Origin of the sequence: Flavobacterium sp. GT3P67 (assembly GCF_004349155.1) — a bacterium.
Lineage (GTDB): Bacteria > Bacteroidota > Bacteroidia > Flavobacteriales > Flavobacteriaceae > Flavobacterium > Flavobacterium ranwuense.
Map to the genome: position 1 here is coordinate 135,411 of NZ_SMLF01000006.1, position 15,029 is coordinate 150,439.

The 15,029-nt window shown below is 37.2% G+C and carries 16 protein-coding genes and 1 other RNA gene; 2 read left to right on the forward strand and 15 right to left on the reverse strand.

Annotated elements, in window-relative coordinates; all coding sequences use genetic code 11:
• Positions 1-16 precede the first annotated feature (16 nt).
• Positions 17-1,216: a serine hydrolase domain-containing protein gene (locus E0H99_RS11160; RefSeq protein WP_131995315.1), complete on the forward strand. Its 1,200-nt coding sequence runs from the start codon at positions 17-19 to the stop codon at positions 1,214-1,216.
• Positions 1,217-1,325: 109 nt separating this feature from the next.
• Positions 1,326-1,722: a transfer-messenger RNA gene (ssrA, locus tag E0H99_RS11165) on the forward strand.
• Here the strand turns inward: ssrA and E0H99_RS17235 are convergent.
• The 15 genes from E0H99_RS17235 to E0H99_RS11245 form a co-directional block, all read right to left on the reverse strand.
• A complete protein-coding gene (locus E0H99_RS17235; protein WP_165930290.1) occupies positions 1,677-3,233 on the reverse strand; it encodes a recombinase family protein in 1,557 nt (518 codons plus the stop codon). The genes ssrA and E0H99_RS17235 overlap by 46 nt on opposite strands.
• Entirely contained in the window at positions 3,184-3,372 is a 189-nt protein-coding gene (locus E0H99_RS11175) for a hypothetical protein (protein WP_131995318.1), read from the reverse strand. Before E0H99_RS11175 ends, E0H99_RS17235 begins: the two co-directional genes overlap by 50 nt.
• A 370-nt stretch (positions 3,373-3,742) precedes the next feature.
• Positions 3,743-4,546, reverse strand: a complete 804-nt coding sequence (locus tag E0H99_RS11185; RefSeq protein WP_131995321.1) for a hypothetical protein — start codon at positions 4,544-4,546, stop codon at positions 3,743-3,745.
• A 26-nt stretch (positions 4,547-4,572) separates the two neighbouring features.
• Complete coding sequence (gene traN / locus E0H99_RS11190; RefSeq protein ID WP_131995324.1) at positions 4,573-5,418, reverse strand: conjugative transposon protein TraN; 846 nt, start codon at positions 5,416-5,418, stop codon at positions 4,573-4,575.
• Between the two features lie 12 nt (positions 5,419-5,430).
• Positions 5,431-6,735, reverse strand: coding sequence for a conjugative transposon protein TraM (gene traM, locus E0H99_RS11195; protein WP_131995327.1), 1,305 nt, complete (start codon positions 6,733-6,735; stop codon positions 5,431-5,433).
• 4 nt (positions 6,736-6,739) lie between these two features.
• On the reverse strand, positions 6,740-7,237 hold the full coding sequence (locus E0H99_RS11200) for a hypothetical protein (protein ID WP_131995330.1): 498 nt from the start codon (positions 7,235-7,237) through the stop codon (positions 6,740-6,742).
• Positions 7,238-7,250: 13 nt separating this feature from the next.
• Positions 7,251-7,871 (reverse strand): conjugative transposon protein TraK, encoded by a 621-nt coding sequence (gene traK / locus E0H99_RS11205; protein ID WP_131995332.1) that lies wholly within the window; start codon positions 7,869-7,871, stop codon positions 7,251-7,253.
• A gap of 17 nt (positions 7,872-7,888) precedes the next feature.
• On the reverse strand, positions 7,889-9,085 hold the full coding sequence (gene traJ, locus E0H99_RS11210) for a conjugative transposon protein TraJ (RefSeq protein WP_131995335.1): 1,197 nt from the start codon (positions 9,083-9,085) through the stop codon (positions 7,889-7,891).
• Between the two features lie 12 nt (positions 9,086-9,097).
• Positions 9,098-9,733, reverse strand: coding sequence for a TerB family tellurite resistance protein (locus E0H99_RS11215; RefSeq protein WP_131995338.1), 636 nt, complete (start codon positions 9,731-9,733; stop codon positions 9,098-9,100).
• The gene (locus tag E0H99_RS11220) at positions 9,730-10,359 is read right to left on the reverse strand and encodes a hypothetical protein (RefSeq protein WP_131995341.1); all 630 of its coding nucleotides are present in this window, start codon (positions 10,357-10,359) and stop codon (positions 9,730-9,732) included. Before E0H99_RS11220 ends, E0H99_RS11215 begins: the two co-directional genes overlap by 4 nt.
• 12 nt (positions 10,360-10,371) lie before the next feature.
• Positions 10,372-11,064 carry a conjugal transfer protein TraI gene (locus tag E0H99_RS11225; RefSeq protein WP_131995344.1) on the reverse strand — a complete coding sequence of 231 codons (693 nt, stop codon included), beginning with the start codon at positions 11,062-11,064 and terminating at the stop codon, positions 10,372-10,374.
• Positions 11,065-11,119: 55 nt separating this feature from the next.
• Entirely contained in the window at positions 11,120-13,588 is a 2,469-nt protein-coding gene (locus E0H99_RS11230; RefSeq protein WP_131995347.1) for a TraG family conjugative transposon ATPase, read from the reverse strand.
• Between the two features lie 40 nt (positions 13,589-13,628).
• The gene (locus tag E0H99_RS11235; protein ID WP_131995350.1) at positions 13,629-13,946 is read right to left on the reverse strand and encodes a DUF4133 domain-containing protein; all 318 of its coding nucleotides are present in this window, start codon (positions 13,944-13,946) and stop codon (positions 13,629-13,631) included.
• A 58-nt stretch (positions 13,947-14,004) separates the two neighbouring features.
• A complete protein-coding gene (locus tag E0H99_RS11240) occupies positions 14,005-14,343 on the reverse strand; it encodes a DUF4134 domain-containing protein (RefSeq protein ID WP_131995353.1) in 339 nt (112 codons plus the stop codon).
• A 138-nt stretch (positions 14,344-14,481) separates the two neighbouring features.
• The gene (locus E0H99_RS11245) at positions 14,482-14,949 is read right to left on the reverse strand and encodes a hypothetical protein (RefSeq protein WP_131995356.1); all 468 of its coding nucleotides are present in this window, start codon (positions 14,947-14,949) and stop codon (positions 14,482-14,484) included.
• Positions 14,950-15,029 lie beyond the last annotated feature (80 nt).

A 15,029-nucleotide genomic window follows, 5' to 3' on the forward strand; every position in this document is an offset into this window, starting at 1 on the left:
TTCTAGCACCACAGAAATGAATTTTATAAAAAAAACAAATATACTACATATATTCCTCCTCTTTTTGGTTTTGAGTTCATGCAATAAGGAGAAAAAGAAAATAGAATTAAATGATGCCCAACTCCCAAAGAGTACATTACCTAAGATGAAGCCGTTAAGCAAACCAGAGACAAAATTAACTGCTGAATACATTAATTCAAAAAAGACATCCATTGACTCTTTTTATAAAAAAAACTGGCCTAACAATAGTGCAAACGGAAGCTTTCTAGTTGCTAAGAATGGTCAAATTATTTATGAAAAGTACGAAGGCTACGCTAATTTCAGAGATAAAACATTAATTACTAAATCCACTCCTTTACACATTGCCTCTGTGAGTAAAGTAATTACGGCAACCGCTATTTTAAAATTAATAAATGCTAAAAGACTTGACTTAGATCAAAAGGTGAATACCATCTTGAAAGAGTTTCCTTATCCGGATGTTACGATAAAAACATTGTTGAATCACAGAAGTGGTATGCGTAATTATGCCTATTTTACGGATCGTGACAAAACTATTTGGGATAGGCACAACATACTTACCAATCAAGATATCCTGACTATCATGGCTACAAAGGACATTGGTTTAGAATTTAAAACCGATACTCGTTTTAGTTATTGCAATACTAATTATGCCATGTTGGCATTAATAATTGAAAAAACCACAAAACTCCCTTACAAAGAGGCTATGAAACAGATTATTTTTGAACCATTAGGCATGAAAAATACGTATGTTTTTGACTATGAAAGGGATAAAGATACTGCTGTTACTTCCTATAAAGGAAATAAAGTAGAGATAGGGAAAGATTATTTAGATGCGGTTTATGGAGATAAGAATATCTACTCTACACCGCGTGATTTACTAAAATTTGACAGAGCGAGAAATAGTTCTGATTTTTTAACACCTGAGCTGCAAAGTCAAGTATACAAAGGATATAGCAATGAGCGCAAAGGCACTAAAAACTATGGTCTTGGCATTAGAATGGTCAATTGGGAGACAGGGCAAAATTTTTATTTCCACAACGGTTGGTGGCATGGTAACACATCGGCTTATATTACTTTAAGAAAAGAAAGCGTTACCATTATTGCACTATCCAATAAATTTACCCGAAAAACATATGACGTTAGGAAGTTAGCCGTTTTATTTGGGGACTATCCGTTCAAATTAAAAGACGAATAAATAAAGGAATGATTTTTGAAATAGAGTTGGTAGTTTAGCACTACTAATTCAAGTTTAAAAGTGTACATTTGCAAATTCAAAATTCAAGTTTGGATTTTGAAATAAAAAAGGGGTCGACTGGTTTTGACAGCAAGTCGAATTGAGAAGTAAGCACGTCGAGAACTGGGACAATTCTCGTTAATAAAAGGTTTCAAAACACATACACGGCGAAGGAAACTACGCTCTTGCTGCATAATCTGAATCATAGTAAGATTAGCCTCGTCCCTATCAGATAGGGAAGCAGGATTTACCTCGAAAGCTTTGGTTTATAGCGGTCGATAAAGGTGAATCGTAAATTTAAACCTAGATTTCCATAAGCTTCGGGTGGATTTCGAAATTAAGAAGATAAGTATTGTGTGGCTGTTTCTGGCCTAGCACATTATCGAAAACCCAATCAGGAAATAAACGCGTAGAAAGCTTTTTAGTTGCTTGTTTGGACCCGGGTTCGATTCCCGGCGACTCCACTGGACGGGATGATTAACAAATCATCCCGTCTTTTTTCGTAAACAAGACATCCTTTATCCTTCATTAACAAGTGATTATGAGAAAAAATACTTAACATAGTAGGTGTTCGATACACCCCATCTTCATAGTATAAGTTAGTGTCGAACACCATACTAATAAATTCTCTTTTTTGAAGAGTTGATGCTTTACTGTAGACATAGGGTATATCGGTAAGTAAATCCATATTTTTTCGCAAGATTTTATATACGTCTCCTACATTGGAACTCAACCGTTCTATAGCCCCTTTTAAGTTTAAGGAAGAGTAATTATAGTTTGCGTACCATCTATTGTATGTTTCTCTTGAAATTTCATTACTGATCCACTTTTCCTCAAGTGTATATAATTTTGCCTCTACATCTAATAACTCATCCTTTCTTAGAATCAATTTTTCGCTATTATTTTTAATCTCTTTATCTACTGCTGCCGTGCAACCTTTTTTTATATCCAGTAGCATTTTTTCTGAAATACTCATCAAGTGCAAAGCATTTAATAATTGAGTATGTGCTTTAAGAGCACTTATATTATTGTGCTTAGGACACCTACATTTATAATAATAAAAATATTTACCCGATTTACCACGAGAAGGAGCACCAGTTAAAATATTGCCACAATGGCATTTTAATATTCCTCTTAAAGGAATTTGGTCATCTATTATTGATTTTACTTTTTCTGGCTTTTTCATTTTACGTTGCACCATCTGCCATGTTGTAATATCAATTATAGGTTCATGTATCCCAGGAAAAAGCCCTCCTGGATGTTCTTTAAAAGCCTCAACGTTTAATAGCCCTGCATAAGTAGGGTTAGTAAGTACTCTTTCGATTGCGCTATTTCCACTCCTATTAAAACCTAATTCTCTTGCTTTTTCTTTAATTATATAAAGCGGTGTATCTCTTAAATAAATATCAAAAATGAATTTTACTATTTTTGCTTCTTTCTCCTCTACCACCAGACCACGTTCTTTTCTTTCACCCTCCTTCCGATATCCAAATGGTGGTGAATTATGAACAAATCTTCCTTCTTTGGCTCTTGCTGTATATAACCCCCCTCTAATTTTGACACTTCTATTTATATTGTCCTCTTCCGCTAGAAGTAATTGCAACCCTGCTCTAAAAAAGCTTCCTGGAGTCTCGTAGTCAAATGTTATTCCCTCAGTCACACTTACTATTTGTATTCCATATTTCCTTTGCAGTGTTTTTACCATGCTCATTGCTTCCCCCGCATTCCTACTAAATCTATCCAATTGATCTACTAAAAGATAATCTACATTTTTGAAATGGATGGATATAAATTCCTGCAACTTTATAAAGTCAGGTCGGTCAAACGTTTTAGCACTCTTACCTCTATCAATAAAAGTATCTACTAACTCAATGTTGTTTGATTTTATCCATTGATCAGTATAAAGCTCTTGCCTTTCAATCGACCCATTACTCTGACCCAATTGACTGAATCTCAAATATCGTATCGCTCTTTTCATAATATTCTTTTAAGGTAATTGACACTATTATTTCAATAAATAAATTTACAATTTTTTGTTCTTTTTCTTCTTCCATTGATACAAAGTTTTTAGAAATTAATTCATCGACATTCTTACATTTCTCTTTTACATTTTTCATAATTTCATAATTTTAAAATAAAAAAAGCCCACTAAGGGGCTTTTACAAATTATTAGTATACTAACTTAACTTCCTTTATCTAGAAAATAAATGGTACTCCCCTGATTTCGCTTGCGAGTTGAAACGTACTTAATATAACCGTACTCGCTTAATTCCCGCATGCATTTGTAATATGTTTTAGGTGAAGAAATCTTGGCTATATCCATAATCTGATACCGATACACTTGTATAGGATTGATAAAACCTTTATCTAATCTAATCTAAACTGCAACAGTGCGACATAAATACCAATATGCGTAATGCTTATTCGATAATCAGTTGTTATTGCTCTGAAGAAATCAGATAAGGGTTTCATTAGTTCCATCAGAAGCTACATTGAATTAAACTGCTTTTTTTTTCTTTTTTTGGCCTCTTGGGGAGCGGCAGGTCCATCTTCCTCGGCACTTTGATTCTGTCTTTTATTCTCCTGCTTCATTGATGTATTTTGTCCTTCAGATTGCTTCTCATCTTTGGTCTGACGGTTGTCAATACGTTTCAGATTTCCATCATACGCTTTGATGGTTTTGAACTGAGGATTTGCCTCAATATAATGCTTCACCTCTTGACCGTCTTTCATGAAAGTGACTGATTGTACGTTTCCTTTTTTTAGGGAATCCATTAAGTCATCTTTAAATTTAGCAGTATCGAGTTCCTTGATGGGATGTTTAGATAGTGCAGCCTCCAGATCATATCCATAATTCTGGTGGTACTGGTTCAGCTTAAAATTACCATTGCTGTCAGCTTCTTTAAAATCCATTTGTACCCAGGAATTATAAACCTGACCTTCTTTACTGGTCAAATCCTTATTCACCGCCCGTCCTTCCATAAGGTTGTAGGCTTCCTTCATGGTAATATTACTACCCTTATTGATATAGAAAGTCTGCTCCAGCGATTCTTTAGAATTGTCCTTTTGCAAATCCACCTTATAAGAATTAAAGAAATACATATCACTCTGATCCGATTTCTTAAAATTCAAAGTTACGGTAGCAGTATCAGTGCCATAATGAGCATTGTGTGACAAACTGAAACTAGGTTCTTGCTGTTGCATTTTTTCCTTTAATTCGCTTTCTAATCCTTCACCGAAACCGGTGTACTTTACCTGATCGCGCAGGTATTCAAAATTTTTCTCGTTCATGACTTTTTAATTTAAGTGATTAATTTCTACAGTGTAGGTAAAACTGTAACCTTTTCAATTTTTTTGTTCTTTACATCCAATTCTAAATGCCTCCCTCCATTCTTTTCCAATAGCTGTATTGCCAAATACTTTTCCTCTGGAATGGTAAATTTAGGCAGAGCAAACACGAATGTATTTTCCGATTCTTCATCAATTGCTGCTACATCATTAAGAATATAAAATGGTAAAATTTCAATTTCCTGTGAAGCGGTTCGTTTAACTTTTTTAGTGTCCCGAATAAAAAAACGGAGTTGGTCAATATCATACGTTATAGTAGAGTTGTTTCGGACTGCTATCCTGAAATACATCATATTCTTCTGAATAAAAATTCCATTCAGCTGCAATTTGATGTCATGTTTATTTTCGTTTTCACCTCTTATTTTCTTCTTATCATAAAAAGCCAACTTGGAATACTCCTCGATCTCCTCTCCGTTCCTACTTTCATCTGAAAAATAAATTTCCTGTCCTTCCGCCTTTGTTTTATTGATAGAAAGATTCAATTGGGGTGATTGCTCATTATAACTCAGAACAAAAGAATACAATTTGCCATCAGCTGTTACTACTGTAAGATTTGTTTGGATAAACTCCCTTTTTGCGGCCTTAATCTGCAATATGTTTTCAAGCCCTTTCGCTTTTTGAACCAATATATCCTGACTGCCGAGATCGACACTTTTAATTGCATATGGGAATACAATATTTGTTGTTTTTGAATACCCAATCGATACAGAATCCGATTCGATGTTCACAAAATAGTTTTTACTTGTGTGCTGCGCAAATGCGCCGATGGTAAAGAGTATTACATACATCATAACCACTGTTCTTACTTTTTTCATAATTTATAATTTTTAGTTTTGATTAGAATTATTTTGCTTTTGCTGTTCATCGTGAAGCAAAACTTGGTAACCTGCCTTTACCACTACTTTAATGAGCTTGGCTTTTTTGCTAAGAAGGGTTTTAGCGGCCTCAATACCTACCCCCGCGGCTTGTGCTCCCCAAGAATCATCTAAAGATGCAACACCTAAGGTCTGTACTGAACGATCCGCAGTTGCTTTGGCCACATCACGGTTAATAGCTCCCGGAATATAAATTCCGCTGATTCCGTCTAAATCGAAAACGTTTAAGTCCACCGGAAACAACGAGTTGTTATATTGAATGCTATTAATCTTTACTAGGAGTCTTTCTCCCTTTAGGGATGCTAATCCAAATAGAAAGGTATTCTTCGGAATCTGAACTCCGTTAATAAAAACAGCACCAACAAGCCTCAATTTTACTGTAGAACCATTCACAATTGTTTGTGTATTATGAATAACTGCGGCTATTGCATTTTTAAGAAAATCTGTACTTGCAGGTTCTTCTAAGGAATAAAATGAATTTCCTTTAGACCATTCGTCAGAATCTGCCTGATTCCTTAGTTTAGTATTCAAGGAAGAAATATGGTTCTCCTCACTTGTAGCTGCAATGCTAAACACCTGTCCTCTTTGTGCTTGAGAAGCCTTTCTTAATTTATCTTGAACCCTATTAGGATGCTGTATATCCAGAATACTTTCCAGCATGCCGCTAAGTTGTTTCAATTCAGGATCTGGCTCGTTATTTTGAGTATTCATGGACTGCATCATTTCCTCCAGCTTGATAACCTCTTCAGAATGCAACACACTTCCGTTGCTATTTGCATAGTTTCGTCCTGTTCTTGAAGCAGTAACAGGCGTATTAATAACTCTTTGCAACGCTTCCAACTTTTCATGCACCTTTGCTTCGTTTGGATCACGGTACATCAGAGAATTTAGTCCCTTACCGCCTTTTTCTAGACGGTTGCGATTATTAGTAGTGCCTCTCTCTTTAGTTGAATCCATCGGAAAATCCCCGCTGAGATAGTTAGGATCTTTGCTGATCAGCTCGTCGAGCTTTATCGAGTCAAGCGTTGCCTGATCATAGTAATGCATTTTGTCCAAATTCAGACCTTCCTTTAAGTTTGCATCAGGAAGCTTGATATTAAAGCCTTCTTTTTCAACCGCTACAGAGTTAGCAGCATCCATTTTCCCGCCACCGCATACCCAAAAAATAATAGTGATAAAGGGTAATACCAGTAATGGCATTACTAAGAGTATTTTGCGCTGTCTCAACATTTTTGCCGATTTCATTTTTGCTTCCATGCTATTATTTTTTAAATTGTGATTGATAATACTTTTCTACGATTGTTAGACTGTCCAGTAAGCCCGGTCGGTATTGGATGACGCTATCCTTTATTTTTTGTCCAGTTGGGCTGCGCAACAAACTGTCCAAATACCTGCGAAAGCGAACTATCTTTTCAAATTCAGATGAACTGATTGACCCTTTTAGCAGGTCCCTTTTACTATCGGCTTGCCTACTATTTACCAATTTTGTAATTGGTATAACACGGATGGCTTTAACCTCACTTTGTGAAAGGCTTTTTATAACTACATAAACACTGCTTCCACTGGTTAATATTGTAAAAAGAATTAAAATTAAAATCCAACTTTTACGGGACCAGGTCACAGTCTTGCGTTCCAACCAATGAGCAAACCTATATTGAAGTCGAAGATTGGCCTCATCAAATTGTTGCAGTAGTTTGCTTGTAACACGATCCTTTTGAAGAGGGTCTTTTGTAGTCCCATTTTTAAATTTGTAACGCATAGCAGAACTGTTTTTATTTTCGGTTCTCAGTACTCAAATCTCGATTTTCAATTGTATTCCATCGCTCGACTAAAAAGCCATGCGGATTATTGTCACTCCTCGATACATTCCGAAGATTCCCTTCTGTAATAAGACTACGGTGTGCAATACTGGTTGTTCTAATGATATTCTGAGTAGCATAACATCGGAAATAATAGGGATACTTATTGATGTCTACAGTAACACTATCCACGTGCAATGTTTGACTGATATTTCCGGAAATAATACCGGAATAATACCCATTCTCTTTTAGATCATCGTAAATCCGTTTTGCGCTGTCATCTGCGAGGTACAGCGCTTTGGTTACATTGATTTTTATGACTTTGTCATCGGGATCTAGGGTGAAGAATAACTTGTGAAAGGTTGTTACATGATCTTTTGCCTCTACCGGTATATTGTCTTTTCTATCCGAAGCATACGCTTCTAATGCTTTACCATTGGCCAGTATATAAACTTTACCCTGCATTTGAGCCACCATACCGAAACTCTTATACAGAGCAAAACAGCTCATTATAATACTTCCGACTACCACCACGATAGTAAAGCCTCGAACATGCCGAAAGGCGGTATCAATATTTTTCATTTTGCTAAACATAATCCGTTTTTTAGAGGTTAGGAATTGCCTTTTAATTTATTTCCCATATAACTGTCTTTATCTTTGAAGTACGGTGAGGAGCCACTAGATTCAGATAGACTTTGAGACGTTCGTCCAGCAGCATTACCCATAGCATCCATCACCATTCCCGCACCTGAAGACGCGCTGTTAACTGCAGAATTTGCCGAGTTGTTGAACATACTGGTCACTTTTTGACCTAATGCCCCGCCACCACCTGCATGCACTATATAATTAGCTACGGAGGGAACGGTGAAATACCCGATAATGCCAATAATCATAAACACCAGATAGGCCATATCTGTTTTACTAAAAAAAGTATCTCCATACTCGCTCGCTTGTGTAATATCCAGTTGAAGCATCTTTTCTTGAATTTTTCCTATGATACTGCCAAAAATATTCGCCACGGGAAGCCACAAATAGATATTTATATACCGAGCCAGCCAAACCGTCAGTGTGTGCTGAAAACCATCAAAAACGGATATACCAAAAACCAACGGTCCCAAAATAGAGAGTACCACAAGCTGAAACGTTCTAAGGGTGTCAATACAAAGTGAAGCAGCTACAAAAAGCACCATTAATACTTCACTCATCCATTCCTTTACTGAATTACGAAAATTGAACGAGGCCTTAGACATAGCAAATTTCATATCATTTCCAATTCCTTCCATAATTCCTTCCTCAGAAGGATTGGCATCATCATACGTGTATTTGTACCATGTGTCTCGATCGCCACTGCCATCTGCTCCCACATACATTTTCCAGGAGTCCGTTTCTCTGATCGCTTCTTCTTTTTTTCTAAGCAGCAGCCCAATAGCCTTATTAGAGCCTTCCACCATAGATGCGGTTGCTGTAACCGTGGGTTTCATCACTCCATTAATCAAATCCAACACCGAAGGAAAAATCATTATGCAGAATCCGATCACAAATGGACGGAAAAGCGGATAAAAATCGATGGGTTCAGCACTTGCAATATGCCTCCAAACCCGGGAGGCGATGTACCAAATGGCTCCAAATCCTGCTATTCCCTGCCCGACTCCGATAAGGTTGCTGTAGAGAGGCACCATTTCGTCATACAATTGGTCCAGTACACTATGCAAGCTGCTCATGTCATCCGCCATTCCTTGTGCATGGCTGGTTACTGGCAACACCAACCCTGCGGCTACAGATAGTATAACCTTGCTCCTCTTCATCATAACAATTTGTATTTAATTATTTACTTTGTAGATGCTACGCATTGCATTGATGTCATTGCGCTCTTTAGTTCGTTGAATGCCTAATACGGAAGTACTGTTGTTAAAATTTCGTAGAAAAGAGAGCTTCTCCTGCATGTCTGCATATACCTTGTCAATAGTGGCAAGTCTTTCATCATCTGACATTCGCAGGGTATTGGCAGAAATGACCGAGGTCAACTCATCCAGATTTCTTATGCTCTCTTTGAATAGCTTAGAATAGACCTTTTCGAGATAAGCAATCTCTTCTGGATTGAAATTACCACTATTCCTGAATCGGTTAAATGCAGCTTTGTATTCTTTTACTAACAGCACTTGATATAGGATGATATCTCCTACCCGCTTATACTTTCGAACGGTAGGACTGACCTGCATCAGCGCATCAAGGAATGTTTCATGCAGACTAAAGTTTCCTTTCGACAAATCCTTAACAATGTTATAGCCTCCGTTCAGAATTTGATAGCCTTTTTTCATATCAGTCAGAATCTGTTTGAATTGAGCTAGCTTTTCGATATTCAGAATTAGCTGTTGCATTTCTTGAGATTGAGCAGCAGCTCGACTGGGAAACAGCAGTCCCGCCAGTATGATCAGTACGATCAGTTGTCGTTTCATGGTATATTGTCTTTTACGCCCTGCAACGCATGGCTGGTTTTTACATCTTTATATTCAGCGCTCCTGGAGAAACCCATCATTCTGGTTTGATTGCTGAAATCCTCACAAAAGCTTTGACTGTCCAGCATGTTGCGATACAGTACATCAATCCGCTCCAATCGCTCATCATCTTTCAGCTCCAGCTTACCTTTTGTCAGTACTGCTGTAAGTTCATCCACTGTCGCATTGCAGTCTTTAAGCAGTCCATCCAATACCCTCTTAACATACGCCACTTCGTCACCGTGAAATAAATCGTTTTGATTCACATAGCTCATGGTGCGACCATAACTCTTCAGAATCTTTACTTGAAGTGAAATGATCTGAGCAACTCTGGCATAGTTATTTATCTTTGGATTAATTGCCTTTAGAGAATTGAAATAATTAAGATGAAGATCCAGTTCCCCTCGTTTGAAATCACCTATCACGTTAAGCCCTTTCTTTGCGATGGAATACCCTTTTTGAGCATATTCGATATACACTTTAAAGGCTGCAATTTGCTTTAAAAGTTCTTCTCTTTGTTTTGCCTGTGCCTGCAAGTTTCCATTAAAAAGTCCCATAAGGAATATCAAAACCGTTATCTTTTTCATGACTTTAGTTTTTTAATTGTGAATACCGTAGAATTTCCTAATGGCATTCACATCGTTATTTGATTTTGCTCTTTGAAGGCTCAATTGTATGTTTTGCCTGTTAAACCGAGATAGGTCATCATAAGTCCCATCAATCTGATCGGATGCTGTATTGATGATTTCAAGTCTTTTAGCATCACTCATTTGCAAGGTAAAAGAGTCTACAACTGAAAATATCTGATCAATATTATTCATACTTTCATTCAAAATCCCAGAATATACTTTTTGTATGTATGCCAATTCATCGGTCGTAAAATGATTGTCCTGCTGAAACAGTTTCCAAGCTCTTTCATATTCAGCAACAAGTCGGATCTGCTTTTGGGTGATGTCTCTTATTCGCTGATAGTAAGTAATAATAGATTTGACCTTTGCGAGTTCATCGTAGTACTCTTTATACAACTCTTTTTGTTTTTGTGTCCAATTGGAAATCTCATCCAGTTTCACTTTGGACAAGACATTTTCCAATTTCTTTTGGGCATTCTGCAACCAAATCGTTTTGTTTTGTAAGCGCTGGATGCGGAGATCAATTGCTTTTATCACTATGGCTACGGCATCTTTTATTATTCCAATTATTGGAATAGCTGCCAACGTTGTTGCTGGTCTAGCAGGAGTACTAAGGAGCAATAGACAAAGTAAACCCACCATCATATTTTTCTTTGCTTTCATAAGTAGTAATTTTAGTGTTTGTCAAGTATTTAAAACTGCAACTTCGTTTTTTCTGTCATTGTCTTTGACGCAAATCATTCGCCAGTGCCGCAATCCCTTTTTTTATATCACCATCGAATTTCTTGGCATAAGCTTGCACTTTCATTTTTTCTGTTTCTTCAGTTGTATACGCTAAATACTCTTCAAGGGATACTTCTGTCCGATAGACTTTAGAGAGCATGCCTCCCAACGAAATAAAAACTTCTTTGTATTTTTTATCTGGATCATTTGCTTTGTTGACCGAAAGTACTAATGCTTTTTCTTTCTCCGTAAGTCCCAAAAGTTCCTGAATTTGGTCGAATTTATTTTGGTATTTACTTTGGTCCAGCAATATTTTGCAATCGCTGTTATTAATGATTGCCTGCTTGACCACCGGCGATGAAATAATGTCCTCTACTTCCTGTGTAACCACTATAGCTTCTCCGTAAAATTTTCTAACGGTCTTAAATAAATACTTTATATACTCAGCCATACCTTCTTTAGCAATAGCTTTCCAAGCTTCTTCTATTAATATCATTTTTCGAATCCCCTTAAGCTTGCGCATTTTACTGATAAACACCTCCATGATAATAATGGTAACCACTGGAAATAGTATCGGATGATCCTTGATGTTATCTAATTCGAACACAATAAAACGCTCTTTCATTAGCTCCAAATTTTCAGTGGCATTGAGCAGGTAATCAAACTCTCCGCCTTTGTAATACGGACGCAACACATATAGAAAATTAGTTACATCAAAATCTTTTTCCTTCACCTTATCTACTTCTAGTACTGTAACAAAATCAGTTTTTAAGAATTCGTAAAAACTATCAAAACACGGAAAAAGTGCTTTGTCTGCCTCCAATTTTTCATAATACAATTGTAACGCATTGGACAGGGCTACATATTCGCTTCGGTTAAAAGTTTCATTGTCTTTTTTCCACAGCGCCAGCAATAAGGTTTTAATACTTTCCTTTTTCTCTGTATCCAGCGTATCGCCTTCACTAATGTAAAAAGGATTGAAACGGATAGGATTCTTTTCATCATAAGTGAAATAATACCCATCCACCATGTCACACAATCCCTTATAACTGTGTCCAACATCCACGATTACAATATGAGTTCCTTGTTCGTAATAACTTCTCACCATATGGTTGGTGAAAAATGATTTTCCACTTCCCGAAGGTCCAAGTATAAACTTGTTTCTATTGGTGCAAATTCCCATTTGTATGGGCTCATCGCTGATATCAACATGTACTGGCTTCCCAGTCAAACGGTCGCCCAAACGAATTCCAGTTGGGCTGAGTGAGGAACGGTATCCGGTTTCCATATTCAGGAAGCACACCGCCTGTTCCGCAAACGTATCAAAAGTGTCATTCATTGGAAAATCAGCTGCATTACCCGGAATTCCTGCCCAATATATTTGAGCGGCTCCAACTGTTTCCTGCTTAGCGGCGGAGTCTATTTGCGCCAATGCTGATGAAACTTTATTTTTTATAGTCTTCAGTTCTTCTCTATCCGCTGTCCATGCTAAGACATTAAAGTGCGCCTTAACGGGTAAGCGTTGCTGACCGATTGCTTCATTTAAAAAATCATTGGTCGCATCGCGAGCAATCAAATTTTCCCTGCTGTATGCCGATAAGGACTGCAAGCGCAATCTTTTACTCTCTAGCTTCTGCAGTGTTTTTTGAGCATTCTCAATGAAAATATACTGGTTGTAGATATGATTGCAGGAAAGCAACTGTCCTAATGTGGATGCAAAGCCGATACTGAATTTGGTCTTGTCTGTAGAGTATCGATCGTAGTTGATTCTCGAACCACAGAGAGCCGGAAGATCCGCTGCATCTCCTAGCGTATACATTTGACAATGTTTATCACCAACCTGCAGACCGTCATGGAAAACGATATCTTTATAAACAAAAGAGTCTTCCTTTTCAGAAAGCGAACAGTAACGCTCGATCACGCCAATCTTTCGGCGCTGACTTCTGAGTTCGTCATTTCCCAGACGGGTTAATTTTATGAAACCACTATCTTCTAAGATTCGTCTAAATTGTCCCGTATTATCTATAAACTCCTGTCGCAACTGCGCTTTTAATGTTACTTCAGGAACAATCGAACTCCTAACTAAATTAGAGAATAAAGAACTGGATGTTTTCCTTCCTGCTGGTTTTTTAGTCAGTAAAATGTAGCACGAATGATCCAAAAAAGGGCGCTCGTTAAAAAACCGCTCACTACTACGAGTAAGGAAACTTGTGTCCTCATTTGTAAAATCTGCTTGATACTTGCTATCAATAAACCAGTCTTGCTTATGAAACACGCAAAACTTTGGAAGCAATTTGACAGCCTTAAGCCAAGCTTGGTGAAACGCCTCATACTCTTGGTTGGACAAGGTGAATATCTCTGGTAACTCAGCCTTAAACACAACGGTTACATCACCCTGTTTGGATAGAATACAATCGTGTTCCACATCCATAATCGGTAAAATATCATCTATCCTCTTTTCCATCTTCATCTCTATTTACCAATTCGTAATTTTTGAAATAATTTTATTTTTCCATTTTGAAAATTTTCCTGCTTTGCGTTCTGACCACTTTTGGCACCTGCCTTTTAGCTAAAGCTTTCATCATTCCATGTTCACCGTATTTATGACTCATCCTATACACTTTGAGAACCAATACTGTTCCTGAAGTACCAACGATACCGACACAGAGCAACGATGGTAAACCAATGATGTACAACACAGCAAACAGGCACAGTAAAGCAATAACACCCCCGCCTAAATACCAGATATATTGTGCTTTAAGACCTTTGAATTCAATGCTCTGATTAATGCCTTTATTGATTTGATATACACTGTTTTCCATGCTGTTATTTCGTTAAATAGTTCCTTCTTTAATACATTGAGGTAACATACTCATTCTACTAAACCCCAAAGAAAGATTTGATAACCGTAGCTACCACTACTAAAAAAACACAACTTCCAAACCAGGCGGCGGCCACTTTTCCAGTGTCAGGATCACCAGCATTCCATTTTTGATAGACCTTTACAGCGCCAATTAAACCCAGTAGCGCACCAACGGCATACATTAGTTCTGTTCCTGCATCAAAATAGCTTCTTACCTTTTCATTGGCTTCGTTAATACCAGCAACCCCATCTTGAGCATGAGCAGCAGCATAACCAACAAACAATAGCAGCACAACAAAAACAAATCGTATTTTTGCTACTCTAAACTTCTTTAATTCCCTCCCTCGATTTTTCATAAGATATCATTTTTAAAGTTTTATTTTAAGTACTAAAAAGCAGAGGAATACCGCTGTTAATGAACTCTTTTTCCTGTCACATAAAGCCATACCGCATAAGAGCAAACAGGGGTAATTCCTCCGCAATAGAATTTTAATTTATGTATCCCATAACACTTCCACTTCCTGTTGCGTTACATGAATCAATTCCAGTTTGTCACATTCCGAGACTACTAGTTCGCATATTGAAGATCGAAAAGGCGAGTTTTTTACAGTCGGAAATTCATTGAAAACCAAACTCAGATAATACATGAATTCCTTTTTGGGTAGTTTTCTTCGCAATGCATCTCCTGCAAGGTTTTTCAATTTTTCTACTAGATTCTCTACATCCTGAAACGTTTGGTCGAATTCTGTTGCTTGAGATTGCGATGGAAGGCTATCATAAGAATCCTGATATCCGAAATTAGATGGAACCTCCGAAAAAATTCGGAATTGAAACTTCCGTTTGCCTGCTACGATACTTTTAACTTCTGCAAAGTAAAATTGCAATCCAACAAATAAATACCAACTTGCTATTAATAGTAAAACTACAAATACATAATTGCCCCATGAAATGTTTGTAAACATACGCTCTTCATTTTTATCGTTCTACATTAGTTCTTACTACTCGGATAATTGAAACGTATTCCAAATCCGGGATGTTCATC

Bases quoted from the DNA above. Each gene is read 5' to 3' on its own strand.
- E0H99_RS11240 (WP_131995353.1), bottom strand. From the start codon at position 14,343: ATGAAAAATCGAGGGAGGGAATTAAAGAAGTTTAGAGTAGCAAAAATA.
- E0H99_RS17235 (WP_165930290.1), bottom strand. From the start codon at position 3,233: ATGAAAAGAGCGATACGATATTTGAGATTCAGTCAATTGGGTCAGAGT.
- E0H99_RS11175 (WP_131995318.1), bottom strand. From the start codon at position 3,372: ATGAAAAATGTAAAAGAGAAATGTAAGAATGTCGATGAATTAATTTCT.
- E0H99_RS11215 (WP_131995338.1), bottom strand. From the start codon at position 9,733: ATGAAACGACAACTGATCGTACTGATCATACTGGCGGGACTGCTGTTT.
- traJ (WP_131995335.1), bottom strand. From the start codon at position 9,085: ATGATGAAGAGGAGCAAGGTTATACTATCTGTAGCCGCAGGGTTGGTG.
- E0H99_RS11160 (WP_131995315.1), top strand. From the start codon at position 17: ATGAATTTTATAAAAAAAACAAATATACTACATATATTCCTCCTCTTT.
- E0H99_RS11185 (WP_131995321.1), bottom strand. From the start codon at position 4,546: ATGAACGAGAAAAATTTTGAATACCTGCGCGATCAGGTAAAGTACACC.
- traM (WP_131995327.1), bottom strand. From the start codon at position 6,735: ATGGAAGCAAAAATGAAATCGGCAAAAATGTTGAGACAGCGCAAAATA.
- E0H99_RS11200 (WP_131995330.1), bottom strand. From the start codon at position 7,237: ATGCGTTACAAATTTAAAAATGGGACTACAAAAGACCCTCTTCAAAAG.
- traK (WP_131995332.1), bottom strand. From the start codon at position 7,871: ATGTTTAGCAAAATGAAAAATATTGATACCGCCTTTCGGCATGTTCGA.
- traN (WP_131995324.1), bottom strand. From the start codon at position 5,418: ATGAAAAAAGTAAGAACAGTGGTTATGATGTATGTAATACTCTTTACC.
- E0H99_RS11220 (WP_131995341.1), bottom strand. From the start codon at position 10,359: ATGAAAAAGATAACGGTTTTGATATTCCTTATGGGACTTTTTAATGGA.
- E0H99_RS11245 (WP_131995356.1), bottom strand. From the start codon at position 14,949: ATGTTTACAAACATTTCATGGGGCAATTATGTATTTGTAGTTTTACTA.
- E0H99_RS11225 (WP_131995344.1), bottom strand. From the start codon at position 11,064: ATGAAAGCAAAGAAAAATATGATGGTGGGTTTACTTTGTCTATTGCTC.
- E0H99_RS11235 (WP_131995350.1), bottom strand. From the start codon at position 13,946: ATGGAAAACAGTGTATATCAAATCAATAAAGGCATTAATCAGAGCATT.
- E0H99_RS11230 (WP_131995347.1), bottom strand. From the start codon at position 13,588: ATGGAAAAGAGGATAGATGATATTTTACCGATTATGGATGTGGAACAC.